This is a genomic window from Variovorax paradoxus (genome assembly GCF_029919115.1).
Lineage (GTDB): Bacteria > Pseudomonadota > Gammaproteobacteria > Burkholderiales > Burkholderiaceae_C > Variovorax > Variovorax paradoxus_O.
In genome coordinates this window covers 748793-767862 of sequence record NZ_CP123990.1, presented here as the reverse complement: position 1 = coordinate 767862, position 19070 = coordinate 748793, and the positions used below count along the sequence as shown (strand labels likewise).

The window sequence follows — 19070 nt, the reverse complement described above, 5'->3', positions numbered from 1 at the left end:
GTTCAGAACCCTGCCCGGGTGGTGAAATTGGTAGACGCAGGGGACTCAAAATCCCCCACCGAAAGGTGTGCCGGTTCGATTCCGGCCCCGGGCACCATATTCTCAGCCGCGTTTGGCGATAGTGCTCGCCAACATCGCGCCAAGCGTTCCGCAAATGACGCGATCAGTCACTGGCAACCAGCTTCAGTGGAGGCGCCAGTTCTTTGACTGCCGACGCGACTTCCGCGGCAAACTTGTTCTCAATATCTTTTTTTCGGCCGTCTAGGATCCGAAAGCTCCCGATAGGAACACGCCTGCTTTCCGATCTACTTAGCCCCTTTTGAATCGGCTTGAGCAGGACAGCAAACGAAATTGAGCCACTCTGCCGCGGGTCGGCATACACGCAGGCGTTTGGGGTTTCCCTGATATACGCACGGACCCTTGTTTCCGCCTCGTACTTAAAGCCGAGGTCGACTAGTCGAGCCTCAGCCCAAGCTAAGCTTTCAGCATCTCGCACTTGGCCGGGGTACATGCCTTCGTCTACCAAGCGTGGAGCCACATGCGGACTGATCAAGTACTGAATCTCTTTGCCGCGGCGCGCTTTAACCTTAGCCTGCGCCGCTTCGTGTTCAGGCGACCAGCGCGGGTGGAATTTGTCGTCCCAGTGGCTCCGCGCCAATGCCAAAGCTGCTTTCATCGCTGAGCATTGACGCGCGTTTCCTTTGCCTTGGAGGTGCATCCGCAGTCCTTCTGGCAGCGCAAACCCCTCGTCGTAAGGCGAATTTGGGCCGCACCCACACAGCGGGCAATTTGCTCGCTGTCCGAAGTAAAAAGGGACGGGGGGCAACACCTCTGCAAGTTCGATCAAGTCGTCCATCACGTCTTCAAACCACGCGTAGGTGTCCTTTGCTGAGACACATCGATAGTGGGAGTCCAGCACGCTACGCACACCTGGCGACATCAATTCGATGACAGCGTGCCGCGCCTCGAAGAGTTCATCCTTCAACCGCCGGATGGTCTCTTCCGACAAATCTCTCGTTGTGAGGGATGCTCGTCTCATAGATGATCCACATTGATCAGAATCGCTGTTTGTACCTCAGGCGGCACATGAAGATCATCCTTGAGTCTGCGCTGGAGGCCTACGGTCCGGGCTCACACTGGATCCAAAAGCGGGAGACAGTCCTCAGCCGGTGGAGCATCGAAATGGATGATTGAAACAGGGTCGTGCTGTAGAGTGCTCGAATTTCAGCTTATGAAACTACTCACTTCGGCAGAAGCCAGTGCGTAGTAACCAAAAAATAGTTACACTGCTCGGCTGTTCTGAATTAAGCTATGTCTAAACACGCAAAGGCGCTGGAGAAGCTGTGCAGAACACCACCTCCTGCAGATTTCAAGTGGGACGAACTGAAGACCGTTCTCGAAGGCTTGGGCTACGACATGCTTAACGGCAAGGGCTCTCGTCGAAAGTTCCACCACCCCGCTACCGGGGCCATCATCTCTTGTCACGAGCCTCACCCGTCCCCAGATGTGGACAAAGGGTGCATCGTTGACATCGTTACTCATCTCAGAGATTACGGGCTTATCTAAGTACACCATGACGAACATCCTTAAGTACAAGGACTATCAAGGCTCAGCCGAGGTAGACGTCGAGCGCGGCGTGTTACGCGGCAAGCTAATGTTTGTGACCGACTTGGTTACCTATCAGGCGAGCACGCCCAAGGAACTACAAGCGGAGTTTGAGGCTGCGGTCGAGGACTACGTTGAGACCTGTCTAGCGATTGGCAAGGAGCCGCAGAAATGCTTCACCGGACAATTCAATGTCCGCATCGAACCGGAATGCCATAAGGCGGCAGTGATGCTCGCGGCCAGCGATGAGAGATCGCTGAACGCTGTTGTTGCGGAGGCAATCCATGAATACGTGAGCGCCCGCAATGGCACCCCTCGTAAGGTGGAGCACGTTCATCGGATCGTGCTCGAAGGGGAAGTAAGCGAGGCCATCGCGACTTCGTCGTCTCCGGTTAGATGGGAGAGCGTTGATGTCCAACTCCACTAAGATTTATCCTCATACGCTGAAGGAAATCACGGAGATTTTGATAAAACACCACGGGCTACACGAAGGCCTGTACGAGCTCGCCGTTGAGATCTCAATCGGCGTTGGAGCGGTTGGTGCCTCGGCAGACACCCAGATGCCAGGAGCCATGATGGGCGTGAAGTCACTTGGACTGCGTTCGGCTCCGGCTTCGAATTTTTTGACAGTTGATGCTGCAGAGGTCAACCCGGCGAAGCCGGCTCGACCAGCTCGGGTCGCCAAGCCGAAATAGGATCATGGAATCCGGGATGAGCCCGCCTTGTGCGGGCTTTTTCATGCCCCCTGCTCTCCTGAAGCTCGACCGTCCAAGCCCAAGTACGCGGCAATTAACGACGTTAATTAGCCGGCCTACAACACCGTTTCGTTGATCGGCCGCAGCCACTCCACGGCCGCGGCATCAGGCGGCATCGCTCGCAGGCGTTCGTCGCGCCACAGGTCACGCGCGACATCCTCCAGTTCGAGCGGATCGACGGTATGCCACTGCTGCTGCAGCCGGTGCGCGCAGGCGGCAAGGCAACGCCAAGCCCGGCTACGATAGAGAGGGTCGCTGCCTTCAGCATTCGGCGCACGCGCACATCCGTGGCAATGCGCGACTCGGCCAAGGCGATGAAATCGGGCACCACGGCCGCGATGTCCCCGCGGTTCATCCAGTTGATGACGGCGGCCTACCTGCGCGCCCGGTCCGCCAAGACACAGGGCAACCGGGAAATGGCCTTGCTGTCGATCATCTGGAACTGGGCTCGGATAGAGGGGATGACAACTCCTCCCTGGCCAGCTGCCGGCATGGAGAAATCGAAGTGGAAGAACCCAGAAAAGCCGCGCCGCATGAAGGTGCTAGACCCAGTTTGGGAGGCGATCCACTACGAAGGCAATCAGACCCTGCGCGACTGCATGGACTTGGGCTCGGCCACCGGTATGCGACTGATGGACTGCATCACCGTGCTGCTGCCCCGCGGCGACCTGCTGCACCTTGAGGCAAGCAAGACGGGCAAGGAGGCCGAATGGGACATGAGCCTGTCGCAGACGCTGCCGGACCTGCTGCAATGCCGTAGGGCGCTCAGCGCGGACCATTTAATGCTGCTGTCCACCCCGGAGAGCCAGCCCGTGAAATACGGAAGCTGCGCTATCAGTGGGACAAGGCGCGCGAGCGGGCCGCCGTCAAAGCCAGTATCCACAACGACGACGACCTGGTGCGGGCTATTCGTGCGTTGTACCTTCGCGATGGCCGGAAACGCGCAGCCCAGAAATCGGAGAGCCTGGAAGCCGCGTCACAGCTGCTGCAGCATGACAGCACGAGGCTCACGGAGCGCCATTACGGGGCGGTCCGGAGACTAAAGCCAGTCTCTTGAACGGAAAGCCTACTTGACGCGCTTCAAAGTTGGCCTTGGCGGCGGGACGCTTTCTTCCGGCGTCTGGTTCTCAAGCGGAGGAAGGGGTGCCAGCGAATCGCTAGTGCCAGTCGCCGGAACGGTCACGGCAGGGCCATCAGAGTTTGCCGTATCGCCAGCAGGACGAGCGGCGGCGCGCAATCGAACTACTTCTGAACAGTGATTCAAAATCTTCTCCGCGCGCCTTAAGCCATCTTCGTATTCTTTGGCAGAAAGAGCTTCGTCCAAATCATAGTCAGCAAAATTTCGCAGTTTGCGCAGGCGAGGCAGCGCCTGAGCTATCTGGCTGGCATCGGTCCTTCCGGGATCGAATGATTTGCCGTAGCGCACAGCGCGATTAATGATCTCTGCGTGCGACGATTCGTGGTCCGGCCGAACGTCTCCCACGTTTCTGGGGAACGTCTCATTCGTCGCGTGCAAGCTTGCATAGTAGGCACGCGAAATCACGCAGCGCTGCCAAGTCTCGTTGCCACCAAGTGCAACGAGATCCTTGGAGAGCTGCATCAACTCAGCCGGCGACGACGGCATCTTCCTCAGCTTCCATATATTGCATATGCACCGACAGTCGGGCCGGGTTCCATCGGTCAGTCGTGACTAAACGAGAAGCTAGCTCGTCGTCCAGTCTGAACTCATCGTCAAGGGTGCCAAGGAAGCCAAACTCAAAGGCCAGGCACGCGCCTCCATCTGGATCGTTCTCACTTTTGTACGAGAACCGCCGAACTCTGGTTCGAGCATCAATCAAAACTTGGCGAGCGATCCGCAGTTCCTCTGCAACCCAATCCTCACTCACTCCAACGGTGCTCATCACGTCGGCAAGATAAGCAGCATCAATTTCGAAATCGGCCATATTGTCGATCGCAGCACAGTTCGTTTGAAGTTCCGCAGCTTCCGTTACTCGACCGAGCGCGATAAGGACAGACGAGGCTTCGTTGATAACAGCAGCTCGCGCCGGCGCCCGCTCTGCTGCGGCCAGGGCGTATGGAACTGACAAGTCAGGACGTCCAAGCGCGGCGAAGGTTACCAACGCGTTCATCAGCGTCTCAATCGAACCATCTTGTCTGACCGCTTCGTCTACGTGCGCTGCAGCTTTGGCAGCATCCCATTCAAGAGCGGCTATGCCGGAGCACAAGATATGTCCCGCTGCCACGTCCGGTGTCTTTAACACTGCTGACGCTTCCCGGCGCATCCGAGCGAGTGCAAGAGGGTCTGGCCCCTCGTTCTCCAACAGATACTGGCCGACCATCTCAAACAGAGGACCAGACTTGGATGCGGGGCGGTTGAAGATCATATTTGTAACGGCGTGCTTCACACACTGCGTTTGCGCATTATGCAGGCAGATCTGAGTACCTCAATCTCGTTCCGCATCTGCCAATCTTCCGAGGGAAGAACGACGGGCCAAATGCGGAACGTTTCGCCAAAAAACCCTCATGGATGTTGGATTCCTACCGGGACTCAAAATCCCCCACCGAAAGGTGTGCCGGTTCGATTCCGGCCCCGGGCACCATATTTTTGACGCGCATCAGGCCGCCTCGCGCAGCCCTGTATGCACCGTCGGATGCGCAAGCCGCACGCGCAGTTCACGCTTGAGCCGCGTGTTGTCGAGCCGGCGCGATTCCCCCATGAAACTCAGCAATTGCAGCGGCAGCTGGCGCTCGGCTTCGTCGCGTGCCACGCGCGGCGGTCGGGGCATTCCATACAAGTCGGCGGCCAGGTCGATGTAGTCGCCCATGCGCAGCTCGGTGTCGTCGGCGGCATGCACGATGCGCTGCGGCCGGCCGCGGAACAGTGCAGCCACGCAGGCGCGCGCCAGATCGTCGGCGTGAATGTGGCTGGTGAACACGTCGTCCTCCCGCCGCAGCACGGGCGTGCCGCGCTGCAGCCGCTGGCGCGGGGTGCCGCCCTCCCTGTCGGACGCGTAGATGCCCGGAATGCGAAGGATGCTCGCGCGCACGCCCGCGCTGCGGCCGAGCCAGCGCACGGCGCGCTCGGCGTCCACGCGGCGGTGGGCGCGGGGCGTATCGGGCCGTACGGTGCGCGTTTCGCTCACTCGCGCACCGCCGCAGTCGCCGTAAACCCCGCTGGTGGAGCCATAGACGAATGCGAGGGGCGTGGACCGCAACCGGAGCGCACGGGCCAATGCGGTGGTGCGCTGGTCGCGCCACCAGGCCGCTCCGCCGTCGCGCGCCGGCGGCGCCAGGTGCAGCACGCGGGTGGCCAGGCCGGCCAGGCGGCGAAGCGTGGCCGGGTCGTCGAGATTGCCCACGAGCGGACGGATGCCGGCCGCGCGCAGCGCCGGCACCCGCTCGGCCGACGAAGTGAGCGCCACCAGCTGCATGCGGCCGCGCAGGTCGCGGGCCACGCGCTGGCCCACATCTCCGCAACCGACGATAAGCAGGCGCTCGCGGCGGAAGCGCGCCGGCAGCGCGCCGGAAGGGCTATTGATTGAAGGCAAAATCCGGGTTCCTTTCCCTTTTTCTCTTTTCTGCTCCAGGCTGAAACAAGCCGAAGAATACCGATGACTGTTGCAGCGCCGCATGACGCGGGCTTTTCCATCACCGTCGAGCCCAGCGGGCGTCATTTCGTGGTGCATGGTGACGAAACCATTCTCGCGGCCGGCATCCGGCAAGGCATTGGCCTCCCGTATGGCTGCAAGGACGGCGCCTGCGGCTCTTGCAAGTGCAAGAAGCTCTCGGGCGAGGTGGAGTTGGGCCCGCACCAGAGCAAGGCCTTGAGTGCCGAGGAACAGCTGGCCGGCTTCGTGCTGACCTGCTGCGCCCATGCCAAGAGCGACGTGGTGCTCGAATCGCGCCAAGTCACGGAGGCGGGGGCCTTTCCGATCCGCAAGATGCCCGTGCGGGTGCTGGCGCTCACGCGCCTGTCGCACGACGTGATGAAGCTGCGCCTGCAGTTGCCGGCGGGCGAGCCGCTGCAATTCCATGCCGGCCAGTACGTGGAGTTCATCCTGCGCGACGGGGCACGCCGCAGCTACTCGATGGCCAATGCGCCGCACACGCTGGGCGAGCCGGGCACGGGCATCGAACTGCACCTGCGGCATTTGCCGGGCGGCAAGTTCACCGACCACGTGTTCGGCGTGATGAAGGAAAAGGAAATCCTTCGCATCGAAGGCCCCTACGGCAGCTTCTTCCTGCGCGAAGACTCCAGCAAGCCGATGATCCTGCTGGCTTCCGGCACGGGCTTCGCGCCCATCAAGGCTCTGCTCGAACACATGAAGTTCAAGGGCATCGACCGGCCGGCCACCGTCTATTGGGGCGGCCGGCGGCCCGAAGACCTGTACATGGATGCCTGGCTGCGCGAGCAACTCGCCGAAATGCCGAACCTGCGCTATGTGCCGGTCGTGTCCAACGCCACGCCGGAAGACAACTGGACCGGCCGCACGGGCTTCGTCCACCGCGCGGTGCTGGAAGACTTTGCCGACCTCTCGGGCCACCAGGTGTACGCCTGCGGCGCGCCGATCGTGGTCGATTCGGCCAAGCGCGACTACGTGGCAATGGCCGGCCTGCCCGAAGAAGAATTCTTTGCCGACGCCTTCACCACTGAGGCCGACAAGGCGCTGCCCTGATACTGCTTCCCTTGCACAACACAGAAAAATGAAAACGAGACACTTCCTCTTCACCCTGCTTGCGAGCGCCGCGGTGCTTGCCACCGGCCATTCCGCGGCGCAGCAGCGCCCCATCCGCCTCGTGGTGCCTTACGCCGCGGGCGGCCCCATCGACGTGACGGCCCGCATCCTGGCCGAGCGCGTGAAAGACAGCCTGGGCACGGTCATCATCGACAACAAGCCCGGTGCAGGCGGCAACATCGGCGCCGATGCGGTGGCCAAGGCCGCGCCTGACGGCCTCACGATCGGCATTGCCGCCACGGCGACGCATGCGGTCAACCCGTGGCTCTACAGCAAGATTCCATTCAATGCGGCGAGCGACTTCGCACCCATCACGCAGATGGTGCGCGTACCCAATGTGCTGGTGATGAACGCTGAAACAGCGCAGCGCCTGAAGATCAACACCGTGGCCGACCTGATCCGCTATGCCAAGGCCAACCCGGCCAAGCTCAACTACGGCAGCGGCGGCAACGGCAGCGCCGGACACCTGGCGGGCGAGCTGTTCAAGAAGCAGGCCGGCATCTTTGCGCTGCACATTCCCTACAACGGCGGCAATCCGGCGCAGCTGGCGCTGCTCTCGGGCCAGGTCGACTTCAACTTCGACAACCTTGCCACGGCGGCACCGAACATCCGCTCGGGCAAGCTCAAAGCCATTGCCGTCACCACCTTGCAGCGCAGCAGCGCCATGCCCGAGGTGCCGCCCGTGGCCGACACGCTCAAGGGCTTTTCGATCGACACCTGGTGGGGTCTGGTGGCGCCCGCCGGCACGCCGCACGACGTGCTCGCAAAGCTCAACCAGGCCTTTGTGGCGGCGTTGAACGCACCGGAAACGAAAACCCGTTTTGCCACGCTGCTGGCCGAGCCGGTGGCCAGCTCGCCGGAGCAGTTCGGCACGTTCATGAAGAGCGAGCTCTCCAAGTACGAAGCCGTGGTGAAGGCCACCGGCGCAAGGGTCGACTGACCCCTGCGGCTTTTGCGGGTTATTCGCCCAGGTAAGCGGCCCGCACGCGCGGGTCGCGCAGCAGTTCCTTCGCGTCGCCGGTCATGGTGATGAGCCCCGACTCCATCACGTAGCCACGGTCGGCCAATTGCAGTGCGCGGTTGGCGTTCTGCTCCACCAGCAGAATGGTCACGCCCTGCGCGGCCACGGTTTGCACCACCTCGAAGATCTTGTCGCACATGATGGGCGACAGGCCCATGGTGGGCTCATCGAGCAGCAGCACCTTGGGTCGCGCCATGAGCGCGCGGCCCATGGCCAGCATTTGCTGTTCGCCGCCCGACATGGTGCCCGCGAGCTGGTCCTTGCGCTCGCGCAGACGCGGAAAGGTCACGAACACGCGCTCCATGTCGCTTGCGATCTCGGCCTTGTCCTTGCGGATGTAGGCGCCGATCTGCAGGTTCTCGGTGATCGTCATGCGCGTGAACACGCCGCGGCCTTCGGGAACCATCACCAGGCCCTCGCCCACCAGATCCCACGCACCGCGGCCTTTGATGTTGCGGCCCAGGAATTCGATACTGCCCGCGCCCGCCGGCAGCGTGCCGGTAATGGCCTTCATCGTGGTGGTCTTGCCGGCCCCGTTGGAGCCGATGAGCGACACCAGCTCGCCTTCGTGAACCTCGAAGTCCACGCCTTTCACGGCCTGGATGCCGCCGTAGCCGACCTTCAGCCCGCTGACCTTGAGCAGCGTCTTGCCGGGAGCATTGGCAGCGGTCTTCGGCGGGGTTGCGGTGAATGTTTCTTCTGCGCTCGTCATCGTCGTCATTTCAGTGTCCTCCGGTGCCGAGGTAAGCCTCGATCACCTTCTCGTTCTTCTGCACGTCGTAGGGCGTGCCTTCGGCAATCTGCTTGCCGTAGTCGAGCACCGTGACGCGGTCGCACAGGCCCATGATGAGCTTGACGTCGTGTTCGATGATGAGAATGGTGCGGTCGTCCTTGCGGATGCGGTCGATGAGTTCGCGCAGCAGCACCTTCTCGGTGGAGTTCATGCCGGCGGCCGGCTCGTCCAGTGCGATGAGCTGCGGATCAGTGGCCAGGGCACGGGCAATTTCGAGCCGGCGCTGGTCACCGTACGAGAGCGTGCGCGCCTTGTAGTCGGCAAACTTGCCAATGCCCACGTAGTCGAGCAGCTCTTGCGCGCGGTCGGCAATGGCCTTTTCCTCGGCCTTGAACGAACGCGTGCGAAGCATGGCGCCGAACACGCCCGAATGGGTGCGGATGTGGCGGCCGACCATGACGTTCTCGAGCGCCGTCATTTCGGAGAACAGGCGAATGTTCTGGAAGGTGCGCGCAATGCCTGCCTTGGCCACTTCATGCACGGCCGTCGGCTGGTACGGCTTGCCGGCCAGTTCGAAGCTGCCGCTGTCGGGCGTGTAGAGCCCGGTGATCACGTTGAAGAACGTGGTCTTGCCGGCTCCGTTGGGGCCGATCAAGCCGTAGACCTGGCCGCGCTTGATGGTGATGCCGACGTCGGAAAGCGCCTGCAGGCCGCCGAAACGTTTGGAAATTCCGCGAACGTCGAGGATGGTGTCTGTCGTCATGTTGATTGCTTCCTTCGGCTCACGGATTGATCGACATGGGACGCGAAGCCGCACCCGGCAATTCGTCGGCGGGCGTTTCGATGCCGGGCGCGTGGGTCTGGAGCGAGCCCGGGGCCACCGGCGCGTCGGAGGCCACCCCCTTGCGCTGCAATGTCTTGCCATGCTCGGGCGAAGGCCAGAGGCCGCGCGGACGCATCAGCATGATGACGATCATGGCCAGCGCGATGAAGAGCTGGCGCAGGATGGACGCATCGAGGCGGCCATCGGTCATGGCCTGCAGCGGGCCGGCCACATAGCGCAGCACCTCGGGCAAGGCGGCCAGCAGCACGGCGCCGAGAATCACGCCCGGCAGGTGGCCGATGCCGCCCAGCACCACCATGGCGACGATCATCACCGACTCCATGAGGCTGAACGATTCGGGCGACACGAAGCCCTGGAAGGCCGCGAACATGGCACCCGAAACGCCGCCGAAGCTGGCGCCCATACCGAAAGCCAGCAGCTTCATGTTGCGGGTGTTGATGCCCATGGCCTTGGCGGCGATCTCGTCTTCGCGGATGGCCATCCAGGCGCGGCCGATGCGGGAGATTTGCAGCCGATGCGAAATGATGATCGTGGCGATCACCAGCGCAAGGAACAGGTAGTAGTAGAGCGTGACCGACGAAATCGTGAAGCCGTCGAACTTCCATGCCTTGCCGAGGTCGAGCCCCCAGAACTTGATGGAGTCGATGGCGGTGATGCCCTTGGGACCGTTGGTGATGTTGATCGGCTGGTCGAGGTTGTTCAGGAACACCCGGATGATTTCGCCGAAGCCGAGCGTCACGATGGCCAGGTAGTCGCCGCGCAGCTTGAGCGTGGGCGCCCCGAGCATCACGCCCAGCACCCCCGCCACCACCAGTGCCAGCGGTATCACGATGAGTAGCGAGGTGTGCAGCCCGTTCGGGAACATGGCCTTGAACCACGGGAACGTGTCGGACAGGTGCGACGAGCCCATGAGCGCGAAGAGATACGCGCCCACGGCAAAGAAGGCCACGTAGCCCAGGTCGAGCAGGCCGGCGTAGCCGACGACGATGTTCAGGCCGAGGGCCAGCATCACGTAGAGCAACGCGATGTCGGCGATGCGCACCCAGGCGTTGCCCTGGCTTTGCAGGAAGATCGGCAGTGCGAGCACCGCGACGACGCCGAGGATGTAGAGAGCGAGGTTCTTGCTGTTCTTCATGGTGTGCTGCTCCTCAGGCCCGATCGGCCACGCGTTCGCCGAGCAGGCCGGAAGGCCGCAGCGTGAGCATGACGATCAACACGATGAAAGCGAAGATGTCGCTGTAGTTGCTGCCGAGCACGCCGCCGGTAATGGAGCCGATGTAGCCGGAGCCGATGGCTTCGATCAGCCCGAGCAGAATGCCGCCGACCACCGCGCCGGCGAGATTGCCGATGCCGCCGAAGACCGCTGCGGTAAAGGCCTTGAGGCCGGGCAGGAAGCCCATGGCGTGCTGCGCAATGCCGTAGTTCGAGGCGTACATGACGCCTGCAATGGCCGCGAGCACGGCGCCGATGATGAACGTGGCCGAAATGACCATGTCGGGCCGGATGCCCATGAGCGCCGCGACGCGCGGGTTCTCGGCAGTGGCACGCATCGCGCGGCCGAGCTTGGTGTAGTTGACCAGCCACATGAGCACCACGAGCGAGAACGCCGTAACGCTCAGGATCATGACCTGCGTGGGCGAGATCACCGCGCCGCCCACCTCGATGGGTGTGGTCGACAGCAGGTTGGGATAGGCCTTGTTGGTGGGCTTCCAGATGATCATTGCCAGCGTCTGCAGCAGGATCGACATGCCGATGGCAGTGATGAGCGGAGCGAGCTTGGGGCTGTTGCGAAGGGGCCGGTAGGCAACCTTCTCGATCACGAAGTTGAGCGTGGCGGCCACTATGCAGGCAATGACCAGCGAGATGACGAGGATCAACCAGCCGGGTGTGCCGGGCATCGATTCCTGCATGAGCCCGATGATGGTCCAGCTTGTAAGCGCCCCCACCATCAGCACTTCGCCGTGCGCAAAGTTGATCAGATTGATGATGCCGTACACCATTGTGTAGCCCAAGGCTATCAAGGCATACATGCTGCCCAGGACCAGACCGTTGATGATCTGCTGCAGCAAAATTTCCATAAGCGTTCCTATTTATTGCACCGTTGCAGGGTGCCATTCACCCACCGTGGCACCGGTTTGGCACCTTGGCTTGATAAGCAAAAAACCAGCCAGCATGTGTCGCCGGCTGATTTGTGGGCGGGATTGTAAGCACGCGCCAGCGCCGATTTGGTGCGCGCTCACCGGGGTTTACCCGCTCAAGTCATGCTAGATGTAAGTGAAGCCATGCATCGCATGCACGCAAGCGTGCATGCGGCACGTTACTCATCGTGCTGGCCGTTGAGGCGGCGGAGTTCGCGCAATTTTTCTGCTATGCGGATCTCGAGTCCGCGTTCCACAGGCTGGTAGAAAACCTGGCCCTCGAGGCCGTCGGGCAGGTAACGCTCGCCTGCGGCGAACCCGCCCTCCTCGTCGTGCGCGTAGCGGTAGCCCTTGCCGTAGTCGAGCTCTTTCATGAGCTTGGTGGGCGCATTGCGCAGGTGCATCGGCACGGGACGCGTGCTGTCTTTCTTGATGAGCGCGCGCACGGCGTTGTACGCGGTGTAGACGGCATTCGACTTGGGCGCCATGGCCAGGTAGATCACGCACTCGGCCAGCGCGAGCTCGCCCTCCGGCGTGCCGAGCCGCTCATAGACCTCGGCCGCGTCGAGCGCCAGCCGCAGCGCGCGCGGATCGGCCAGGCCGATGTCCTCGCTGGCCATGCGCACCAGCCGCCGCGCCATGTAGCGCGGGTCGGCGCCGCCGTCGAGCATGCGCACAAACCAGTAGAGCGACGCGTCGGGGTCGCTGCCGCGCACCGACTTGTGCAGCGCGCTGATGGTGTCGTAGAACTGCTCGCCGCCCTTGTCGTAGCGCCGCATGCGCTCGCCGAGCACGCGCAGCAGCCATTCGTCCGTGATGTTGCCGAGCTTCTCGGCCTTGGCGGCCACCGCCAGCGTTTCGAGCGTATTGAGCAGGCGCCGTGCGTCGCCGTCGGCATAGGCAACGAGCCGGTCGATGGCCGCGCCTTCGATGGCGGGCACGGCCTGGATGGCCTGCGCCTTGGCCACGATCTGCTTCAGATCGGCCTCGGTGAGCGGCTGCAGCACATACACCGCCGCCCGCGAAAGCAGGGCCGAGTTGACCTCGAACGACGGGTTTTCGGTGGTGGCGCCAATGAAGGTGAAAAGCCCCGATTCCACATGCGGCAGGAATGCGTCCTGCTGGCTCTTGTTGAACCGGTGCACTTCGTCGACGAAGACGATGGTCCGCTGCTGCTCAAGGCCGTCCCGCGCCGCGGTGGCGCGCTCGACCGCCTCGCGGATGTCCTTCACGCCGCCGAGCACGGCGCTGATGCTGAGGAACTGCGCATCGAAGGCATCGGCCATCAGGCGCGCAATGGTGGTCTTGCCGGTGCCGGGCGGCCCCCAGAGAATGCATGAATGCGGCTGACCCGACTCGAAGGCAATGCGCAGCGGCATGCCCGGCCCCAGCAGATGCTGCTGGCCGATCACCTCGCCCAGCGTCTTCGGACGCAGGCGCTCGGCAAGGGGTTGATGCGAACTGGTGGCCAAACCTGCCTGTCTGATCTTCTATTGCTTGATGACGTCGGCACCGGCCGGCGCCTTGAATTCGAACACGCTGGCATTGAGCGCCGGGTTCACCTCGACCTTGTTGAACTTGAGCACCGAGCGCTGTCCGAAGCTGTCGAGAATCTCGAGCCCCGCCAAGGAATCGCCCTGGAAGCCGACCAGCACATTCTGCAGCTGGCCGTCCTTGTTCTTGGGCGTGGCCTTGACCCACTGCAGGCCGTCGCGCTCGGGCGCTGCTTCGAGCGCGAAATCGGCCTGCAGCGCGCGCAGGTCCGGCGCGGCCGCAATCAATGCGGCCGGCGTGGAGCCCAGCGCCTGTGACTGAGCGCGCTGCGTCACCTGGTTCAGGTCGGCGTCGTACAGCCAGAGCGTCTTGCCGTCGGCCACGATGACTTGGGCGAACGGCTTTTGATAGTCGAACTTAAATTTGCCGGGGCGCTGGAATTCGAAGGTACCGGTCGAGGTCTTGGTGCGGCCGGGCTGCCCTTCGCGCGGGGGCGCCGTAACGGTCTGGGTGAATTCGGCACGGCCCGACTTGACCGTCTTCACGAAGGCTTCGAGGCTCTCCAGGCCCCCGGCCCAGGCGTTGGCGGATGAGAGAAGGCCGATCAACAGCCAATGACGAAATTTCAATTTGGGTTCCTCAGGAAGCGATGGCGTCGATGCGACCATACCCCGCCACGTGTTGCGCCATGTGCGGGGGTTGATGAAGTTTTGCAACGTTATTGCAGCTTTTGCAACGTGCCTGTCGGTGCGTGACGCCTGGGCGCGCAGGTGTTTGCCGGTTATTCCGCGCGTGCGGGCACCAGGATTTCGCGCTGCCCGCTGCCGCTCATGGCGCTGACCAAGCCCGCCTTTTCCATGTCTTCGACCAGCCGCGCCGCGCGGTTGTAGCCGATCTTCAGGTGGCGCTGCACCAGCGAGATGCTGGCCTTGCGGTTCTTGAGCACCACTTCCACTGCCTGGTCGTACATCGGGTCTTTCTCGGCGTCGCCGCCTTCGCCCAGCATATCGCCATCGCCGTCGACCGTGCCGCCTTCGAGCACGCCTTCGATGTAGTCGGGCTCGCCCTGGCTCTTGAGGTATGCCACCACGCGGTGCACTTCTTCGTCGCTCACGAAGGCGCCATGCACGCGGATCGGCAGGCCGGTGCCGCTGGGCATGTAGAGCATGTCGCCCATGCCGAGCAGCGCTTCGGCGCCCATCTGGTCGAGGATGGTGCGGCTGTCGATCTTGCTCGACACCTGAAATGCAATGCGGGTCGGAATGTTCGCCTTGATCAGGCCGGTAATCACGTCGACGCTGGGGCGCTGGGTGGCAAGAATGAGGTGGATGCCTGCGGCGCGCGCCTTTTGTGCCAGGCGGGCGATCAGCTCTTCGATCTTCTTGCCGACCACCATCATCAGGTCGGCCAATTCGTCGATCACGACGACGATGTGCGGCTCGCGCTTGAGCGGCTCGGGATCATCGGGCGTGAGGCTGAAGGGGTTGTAGATGAACTCTTCGCGGGCTTTGGCTTCGTCGATCTTGGTGTTGTAGCCGGCCAGGTTGCGCACGCCCAGCTTGCTCATGAGCTTGTAGCGGCGCTCCATTTCGGCCACGCACCAGTTCAGGCCGTGCGCAGCCTGGCGCATGTCGGTGACCACGGGCGCCAGCAGGTGCGGAATGCCTTCGTAGACCGACATTTCGAGCATCTTCGGGTCGATCATGAGCAAGCGCACGTCGCGCGCCTCGGCCTTGTAGAGCAGCGACAGGATCATTGCGTTGATACCGACCGACTTGCCCGAGCCGGTGGTACCGGCCACCAGCACGTGAGGCATCTTTGCAAGATCGGCCACCACGGGGTTGCCGATGATGTCCTTGCCGAGGCCCATCGTGAGGAACGACTTGCCTTCGTTGTAGACCTGCGAGCCCAGGATTTCGCTGAGCTTGATCGACTGGCGCTTGGCGTTCGGCAACTCGAGCGCCATGTAGTTCTTGCCCGGAATGGTTTCGACCACGCGGATCGAGACCAGCGAGAGCGAGCGCGCAAGATCCTTGGCGAGGCCGACGATCTGCGAGCCCTTGACGCCCGTGGCGGGCTCGATTTCGTAGCGCGTGATCACGGGGCCCGGGGAGGCCAGCACCACGCGCACCTCGACGCCGAAGTCCTTGAGCTTTTTCTCGATCATGCGCGAGGTCATCTCGAGCGTATCGGGAGAAACGGTTTCCTGGCGAGCCTGCGCGGCGTCGAGCAGGTCGACCTGCGGCAGCTTGCTGTCGGGCAGCTCCTTGAAGAGCGGCTTCTGGCGCTCCTTGACGACACGGTCGCTCCTGGGCACCTCGGTCATCGCGGGCTCGATCTGCACCGGCGGAGACGGCGCACGCCGCTTGGGACGCGGCTCGATGCGCAACTCTTCGTCGTCGTCGGCGCCCATCGGTTCGATGCCGCCACCCATTTCGCGCGAGAACACGGGTTCCTCGGCCTCCGCGCGCTCGCGGGCGGCCTGCTTGCCCATGGCAATGTCGGCCGCCAGTTCGCGCTTTTCGCGCCGCGACTCGAACAGCGAGTACGCGCGCGCGCCGATGCGCTCGGCAATCAGGCTCCACGAAAAGCGGAACACCAGCGCAGAACCGATCACGCCAGCGGCAATGGCCACCAGTGCCGACCCCGTAAAGCCAAGCCAGCGCACGCTTGCTGGGCCGACCAGATAACCAAGAGCGCCGCCTCCGGAGCCCGGCAGATGCGATTCGAGCCGGTACAGGCGCGACCACTCGAGCACGGTGCTTGCGCAGAGCAACAGGACCAGGCCGAACCAGAACGCCAGCCTGCTGCGGTTGAACCTGCCGCGTACAGGCTGCTCGGCGGGCGAAGCCTCGCCTCCGCGCAACCAGTTGGCAAGAGAAGAAAGCCATGCCCGCAGCCCCGCGGCCAAGCACCACCAGACAGAGTAGCCGGCCAGGAAATAGCTGCCGTCCGCCAGCCATGCACCGACGCGGCCCGCCCAGTTCTTGATTTCTCCCCCCGTGCCGGAGGTCGACCAGGCTGCGTCCGAAGGCGTGAAACTCAGCATGGCGAGCAGCCAGAACAGCAACGCGGCAAACCCGGCGATCAGCGTGATTTCGTGGGCGAAGCGCATGGCGCGCACGCGCACGGGCTGCCCCTCGGCGGCCGAAGAAGATTGAAGCGTATTGAGCGAATAGGTCATGAAAAACACAGCACCCCAGCCTCTGGAAGCAGCGGCTGGAGCCTGAACACTACAACAAAAGGACGTGGCCGCAGAAGCGCCGTCGACCGCTCAGGTCAGCGACAGGAGCCGATCCTTGACAAGCATGGAGCCGTCGTCCTGGGTCTGGACAAATCCGCGCTCCTCGAGGTCCTTCATCACGCGGCTCACCATTTCACGCGAGGCACCGACCATTTTCGCAAGATCCTGGCGGGAGATCTTGTCCCGCACCTTGAGATTGCCCGCGCCGTCTTCAATCGCGAACTCGAGCAGCGAGCGCGCCACGCGGCCATACACGTCCATGAGCGCGAGCGATTCGATCTTGCGGTCGGCATGACGCAGGCGCTGCACAAGGCCGCGCATGATGTTGTAGGCCATGGAGGAGTTTTCGGGCAGGCAGCGTGCAAACGCATCACGTCCCAGCATGAGCACGTCGCACTGGATTTCGGTGCGCACCGTGGCCGAGTGCGGCTCGTCGTCGATCAGGCTCATTTCGCCGATGTAGTCGCCCGGGTGCAGGGTGGCAAGAATCACCTCGCGCCCGCGGCTGTCGGCGCTGGTAACGCGCGCGCGGCCGGTGAGAATGATGTAGAGCGCATCGGACTTCTTGCCCTGCTCCACGATGACTTCAGCTCGCTTGAGGCGCTTCTTGACGATCGCGTCCGCGATGCTCGACGACTGCGAGGATGTCAGCGAAGCAAACAGCGGAACGCGCCGCAGCAATTCAAGATTGGACAGCATCGACATTTATCAATCCCTAATACTGCGCGTGTGGGCCAACCCTGCGGAACCCCATGGATTACTACAATCGCGCGCATTGAAAACACCGTTCACCCGGTGTTGAACCGAGCGGTGATACTCCACATATATCGCTACCACCCTGAAAATGTACACGCTGAAGCAGCGCAAATCCTAGGTTTTCTACTCATGTCCGCTCCCCAACACGCCAAGGTTTTGATTCTCGGCTCCGGCCCGGCCGGCTATACCGCCGCTGTCTATGCAGCACGCGCAAACCTGCAGCCTTTGCTGATTACAGGCATTGCCCAAGGCGGGCAATTGATGACAACCACGGAGGTCGACAATTGGCCGGCCGATGTGCACGGGGTGCAAGGGCCCGAACTGATGCAGCGTTTTCTTGAGCACGCCGAGCGTTTCAAGACACAAATCGTTTTCGATCACATTAACAAAGTAGATCTAAGCAGCCGTCCATTTACATTGACGGGCGACAGCGGCACTTACACCTGCGATTCGTTGATCATTGCAACAGGCGCTTCCGCCAAGTATCTGGGGCTCGATTCAGAACAGAAATTCATGGGCCGCGGCGTTTCCGCCTGCGCAACCTGTGACGGTTTCTTCTATCGCGAACAGGAAGTGTGCGTAATCGGCGGCGGCAATACGGCCGTCGAAGAAGCGCTGTATCTCGCCAACATTGCAAACAAGGTCACACTGGTTCATCGCCGGGACAAGTTCCGCGCCGAGCCCATCCTGATCGACAAGGTCAAGGAAAAAGTGGCCGAAGGCAAGATCGTGCTGAAGCTGCACAGCGAGCTCGACCAGGTGCTCGGCGACGACACGGGCGTGACGGGCATCCGGATCAAGAACACGCAGACCGGCGCGACCGAGCAGATCGATCTCAAGGGCTGCTTCATTGCCATCGGGCATCATCCCAACACCGACATCTTCCAGGGCCAACTGGAGATGAAGGACAACTACATCCTGACCCGCTCGGGCCTGCAAGGTTTCGCAACGATGACCAGCATTCCAGGCGTCTTTGCCGCTGGCGACGTTCAGGACAACGTGTACCGCCAAGCCATCACGAGCGCGGGCACCGGCTGCATGGCCGCGCTGGACGCCCAGCGCTTCCTGGAGCAGGACGGCACGCTCTAGGCCCAGCTTCCGCCAAAAGGGCTATAATCCGAGGCTTTGCCGAAATGAGGCCCTCTTGCGGGGGCCTTCAGCGTTCCGGCAAGCCGGGGTACCGCCACCCGTTTCTGGCGAGGTCAAGCTGCAAAACACCTGCAATCTCCACGGTTGCGCCGGTGCCAGCTGTTCAAGAAAGAGTGTCCTCATGGCACGCGTATGCGACGTAACGGGCAAAGGCCCGATGGTCGGAAACAATGTTTCCCACGCCAACAACAAAACCAAGCGCCGGTTCCTGCCGAACCTGCAATACCGCCGTTTCTGGGTCGAGACTGAAAACCGCTGGGTTCGCCTGCGTGTTTCGAGCGCCGCGCTGCGCCTGATCGACAAGAACGGCATCGACGCCGTGCTCGCAGACCTGCGCGCACGCGGCCAAGCTTAAGGAGCTGAATCATGGCAACGAGCAAAGGCGGACGCGAAAAGATCAAGCTGGAATCCACCGCGGGTACCGGCCACTTCTACACGACCAGCAAGAACAAGAAGACGATGCCTGAAAAGATGTCGATCATGAAGTTCGACCCGAAGGCGCGCAAGCACGTCGAATACAAGGAAATCAAGCTGAAGTAATTCAGCGCTGGTTCCACCCAAACAAAAACCCCGCAGGGCTTGCCCGGCGGGGTTT

The 19070-nt window shown here is 62.3% G+C and carries 22 protein-coding genes and 1 tRNA gene; 10 read left to right on the top strand and 13 right to left on the bottom strand.

Features of this window, described 5'->3' with window-relative positions:
- The first annotated feature begins 12 nt into the window (after positions 1 to 12).
- Positions 13 to 97 (top strand) — tRNA-Leu (locus QHG62_RS03635).
- 66 nt (positions 98 to 163) lie between these two features.
- Here the strand turns inward: QHG62_RS03635 and QHG62_RS03630 are convergent.
- On the bottom strand, positions 164 to 985 hold the full coding sequence (locus QHG62_RS03630) for a hypothetical protein (protein WP_281149479.1): 822 nt from the start codon (positions 983 to 985) through the stop codon (positions 164 to 166).
- Between the two features lie 326 nt (positions 986 to 1311).
- Here QHG62_RS03630 and QHG62_RS27770 point away from each other — a divergent pair, with 326 nt between their 5' ends.
- From QHG62_RS27770 to QHG62_RS03620, 3 genes are read left to right on the top strand one after another with little or no spacing between them, the layout of a single operon-like run.
- Entirely contained in the window at positions 1312 to 1566 is a 255-nt protein-coding gene (locus QHG62_RS27770) for a type II toxin-antitoxin system HicA family toxin (RefSeq protein WP_432445579.1), read from the top strand.
- 7 nt (positions 1567 to 1573) lie between these two features.
- Entirely contained in the window at positions 1574 to 2032 is a 459-nt protein-coding gene (locus QHG62_RS03625) for a type II toxin-antitoxin system HicB family antitoxin (protein WP_281149478.1), read from the top strand.
- A complete protein-coding gene (locus QHG62_RS03620; RefSeq protein ID WP_281149477.1) occupies positions 2016 to 2300 on the top strand; it encodes a hypothetical protein in 285 nt (94 codons plus the stop codon). The genes QHG62_RS03625 and QHG62_RS03620 overlap by 17 nt, the downstream gene beginning before the upstream one ends.
- 103 nt (positions 2301 to 2403) lie before the next feature.
- Here QHG62_RS03620 and QHG62_RS27765 read toward each other — a convergent pair whose 3' ends face one another.
- Positions 2404 to 2715 (bottom strand): phage adaptor protein, encoded by a 312-nt coding sequence (locus QHG62_RS27765; RefSeq protein ID WP_432445578.1) that lies wholly within the window; start codon positions 2713 to 2715, stop codon positions 2404 to 2406.
- Here QHG62_RS27765 and QHG62_RS03615 point away from each other — a divergent pair.
- The gene (locus QHG62_RS03615) at positions 2603 to 3403 is read left to right on the top strand and encodes a hypothetical protein (RefSeq protein WP_432445604.1); all 801 of its coding nucleotides are present in this window, start codon (positions 2603 to 2605) and stop codon (positions 3401 to 3403) included. The two genes, QHG62_RS27765 and QHG62_RS03615, sit on opposite strands and share 113 nt — an antisense overlap.
- A 23-nt stretch (positions 3404 to 3426) precedes the next feature.
- Here QHG62_RS03615 and QHG62_RS03610 read toward each other — a convergent pair whose 3' ends face one another.
- The 3 genes from QHG62_RS03610 to QHG62_RS03600 form a co-directional block, all read right to left on the bottom strand.
- A complete protein-coding gene (locus tag QHG62_RS03610) occupies positions 3427 to 3960 on the bottom strand; it encodes a hypothetical protein (RefSeq protein ID WP_281149475.1) in 534 nt (177 codons plus the stop codon).
- 4 nt (positions 3961 to 3964) lie between these two features.
- Positions 3965 to 4744 (bottom strand): hypothetical protein, encoded by a 780-nt coding sequence (locus QHG62_RS03605; protein WP_281149474.1) that lies wholly within the window; start codon positions 4742 to 4744, stop codon positions 3965 to 3967.
- Between the two features lie 231 nt (positions 4745 to 4975).
- Positions 4976 to 5908, bottom strand: coding sequence for an NAD-dependent epimerase/dehydratase family protein (locus tag QHG62_RS03600; RefSeq protein WP_281149473.1), 933 nt, complete (start codon positions 5906 to 5908; stop codon positions 4976 to 4978).
- A gap of 63 nt (positions 5909 to 5971) precedes the next feature.
- Between QHG62_RS03600 and QHG62_RS03595 the strand changes: the two genes are divergently transcribed.
- Positions 5972 to 7036 carry a CDP-6-deoxy-delta-3,4-glucoseen reductase gene (locus tag QHG62_RS03595; protein WP_281149472.1) on the top strand — a complete coding sequence of 355 codons (1065 nt, stop codon included), beginning with the start codon at positions 5972 to 5974 and terminating at the stop codon, positions 7034 to 7036.
- A gap of 28 nt (positions 7037 to 7064) precedes the next feature.
- Positions 7065 to 8036, top strand: a complete 972-nt coding sequence (locus QHG62_RS03590; protein ID WP_281149471.1) for a Bug family tripartite tricarboxylate transporter substrate binding protein — start codon at positions 7065 to 7067, stop codon at positions 8034 to 8036.
- A gap of 19 nt (positions 8037 to 8055) precedes the next feature.
- On the opposite strand, the gene QHG62_RS03585 is transcribed toward QHG62_RS03590, so the two are convergent.
- The 8 genes from QHG62_RS03585 to QHG62_RS03550 all read right to left on the bottom strand — a co-directional run bounded on the left by QHG62_RS03585 (position 8056) and on the right by QHG62_RS03550 (position 17275).
- Positions 8056 to 8829, bottom strand: a complete 774-nt coding sequence (locus tag QHG62_RS03585; protein ID WP_281151492.1) for an ABC transporter ATP-binding protein — start codon at positions 8827 to 8829, stop codon at positions 8056 to 8058.
- Between the two features lie 10 nt (positions 8830 to 8839).
- Positions 8840 to 9613, bottom strand: coding sequence for an ABC transporter ATP-binding protein (locus QHG62_RS03580; protein WP_124957304.1), 774 nt, complete (start codon positions 9611 to 9613; stop codon positions 8840 to 8842).
- Positions 9614 to 9632: 19 nt separating this feature from the next.
- A complete protein-coding gene (locus QHG62_RS03575) occupies positions 9633 to 10829 on the bottom strand; it encodes an ABC transporter permease subunit (protein WP_281149470.1) in 1197 nt (398 codons plus the stop codon).
- A gap of 13 nt (positions 10830 to 10842) precedes the next feature.
- Positions 10843 to 11772: a branched-chain amino acid ABC transporter permease gene (locus QHG62_RS03570; protein WP_281149468.1), complete on the bottom strand. Its 930-nt coding sequence runs from the start codon at positions 11770 to 11772 to the stop codon at positions 10843 to 10845.
- Between the two features lie 239 nt (positions 11773 to 12011).
- Entirely contained in the window at positions 12012 to 13304 is a 1293-nt protein-coding gene (locus QHG62_RS03565; protein ID WP_281149467.1) for a replication-associated recombination protein A, read from the bottom strand.
- Between the two features lie 18 nt (positions 13305 to 13322).
- Positions 13323 to 13955 carry an outer membrane lipoprotein chaperone LolA gene (gene lolA / locus QHG62_RS03560; RefSeq protein ID WP_281149466.1) on the bottom strand — a complete coding sequence of 211 codons (633 nt, stop codon included), beginning with the start codon at positions 13953 to 13955 and terminating at the stop codon, positions 13323 to 13325.
- A 152-nt stretch (positions 13956 to 14107) separates the two neighbouring features.
- Positions 14108 to 16510: a DNA translocase FtsK gene (locus tag QHG62_RS03555; RefSeq protein WP_281149465.1), complete on the bottom strand. Its 2403-nt coding sequence runs from the start codon at positions 16508 to 16510 to the stop codon at positions 14108 to 14110.
- 90 nt (positions 16511 to 16600) lie between these two features.
- Entirely contained in the window at positions 16601 to 17275 is a 675-nt protein-coding gene (locus QHG62_RS03550; protein WP_281149464.1) for a Crp/Fnr family transcriptional regulator, read from the bottom strand.
- Positions 17276 to 17455: 180 nt separating this feature from the next.
- On the opposite strand from QHG62_RS03550, the gene trxB reads away from it, so the two are divergent.
- The 3 genes from trxB (at position 17456) to rpmG (ending at position 19015) form a co-directional block, all read left to right on the top strand.
- Positions 17456 to 18415 carry a thioredoxin-disulfide reductase gene (gene trxB, locus QHG62_RS03545; RefSeq protein WP_281149463.1) on the top strand — a complete coding sequence of 320 codons (960 nt, stop codon included), beginning with the start codon at positions 17456 to 17458 and terminating at the stop codon, positions 18413 to 18415.
- 181 nt (positions 18416 to 18596) lie between these two features.
- Entirely contained in the window at positions 18597 to 18830 is a 234-nt protein-coding gene (rpmB, locus tag QHG62_RS03540; protein ID WP_007830293.1) for a 50S ribosomal protein L28, read from the top strand.
- Positions 18831 to 18841: 11 nt separating this feature from the next.
- Positions 18842 to 19015 carry a 50S ribosomal protein L33 gene (gene rpmG / locus QHG62_RS03535; RefSeq protein WP_007830291.1) on the top strand — a complete coding sequence of 58 codons (174 nt, stop codon included), beginning with the start codon at positions 18842 to 18844 and terminating at the stop codon, positions 19013 to 19015.
- The last annotated feature ends 55 nt before the right edge of the window (positions 19016 to 19070 follow it).

What these genes read in the sequence shown, in the direction of transcription:
- QHG62_RS27770 (WP_432445579.1), top strand. Translation starts at nt 1,312, where the DNA reads ATGTCTAAACACGCAAAGGCGCTGGAGAAGCTGTGCAGAACACCACCT.
- QHG62_RS03625 (WP_281149478.1), top strand. Translation starts at nt 1,574, where the DNA reads ATGACGAACATCCTTAAGTACAAGGACTATCAAGGCTCAGCCGAGGTA.
- QHG62_RS03620 (WP_281149477.1), top strand. Translation starts at nt 2,016, where the DNA reads ATGTCCAACTCCACTAAGATTTATCCTCATACGCTGAAGGAAATCACG.
- QHG62_RS27765 (WP_432445578.1), bottom strand. Translation starts at nt 2,715, where the DNA reads ATGAACCGCGGGGACATCGCGGCCGTGGTGCCCGATTTCATCGCCTTG.
- QHG62_RS03610 (WP_281149475.1), bottom strand. Translation starts at nt 3,960, where the DNA reads ATGCAGCTCTCCAAGGATCTCGTTGCACTTGGTGGCAACGAGACTTGG.
- QHG62_RS03605 (WP_281149474.1), bottom strand. Translation starts at nt 4,744, where the DNA reads ATGATCTTCAACCGCCCCGCATCCAAGTCTGGTCCTCTGTTTGAGATG.
- QHG62_RS03595 (WP_281149472.1), top strand. Translation starts at nt 5,972, where the DNA reads ATGACTGTTGCAGCGCCGCATGACGCGGGCTTTTCCATCACCGTCGAG.
- QHG62_RS03590 (WP_281149471.1), top strand. Translation starts at nt 7,065, where the DNA reads ATGAAAACGAGACACTTCCTCTTCACCCTGCTTGCGAGCGCCGCGGTG.
- QHG62_RS03585 (WP_281151492.1), bottom strand. Translation starts at nt 8,829, where the DNA reads ATGACGAGCGCAGAAGAAACATTCACCGCAACCCCGCCGAAGACCGCT.
- QHG62_RS03580 (WP_124957304.1), bottom strand. Translation starts at nt 9,613, where the DNA reads ATGACGACAGACACCATCCTCGACGTTCGCGGAATTTCCAAACGTTTC.
- QHG62_RS03575 (WP_281149470.1), bottom strand. Translation starts at nt 10,829, where the DNA reads ATGAAGAACAGCAAGAACCTCGCTCTCTACATCCTCGGCGTCGTCGCG.
- QHG62_RS03570 (WP_281149468.1), bottom strand. Translation starts at nt 11,772, where the DNA reads ATGGAAATTTTGCTGCAGCAGATCATCAACGGTCTGGTCCTGGGCAGC.
- QHG62_RS03555 (WP_281149465.1), bottom strand. Translation starts at nt 16,510, where the DNA reads ATGACCTATTCGCTCAATACGCTTCAATCTTCTTCGGCCGCCGAGGGG.
- QHG62_RS03550 (WP_281149464.1), bottom strand. Translation starts at nt 17,275, where the DNA reads ATGTCGATGCTGTCCAATCTTGAATTGCTGCGGCGCGTTCCGCTGTTT.
- trxB (WP_281149463.1), top strand. Translation starts at nt 17,456, where the DNA reads ATGTCCGCTCCCCAACACGCCAAGGTTTTGATTCTCGGCTCCGGCCCG.
- rpmB (WP_007830293.1), top strand. Translation starts at nt 18,597, where the DNA reads ATGGCACGCGTATGCGACGTAACGGGCAAAGGCCCGATGGTCGGAAAC.
- rpmG (WP_007830291.1), top strand. Translation starts at nt 18,842, where the DNA reads ATGGCAACGAGCAAAGGCGGACGCGAAAAGATCAAGCTGGAATCCACC.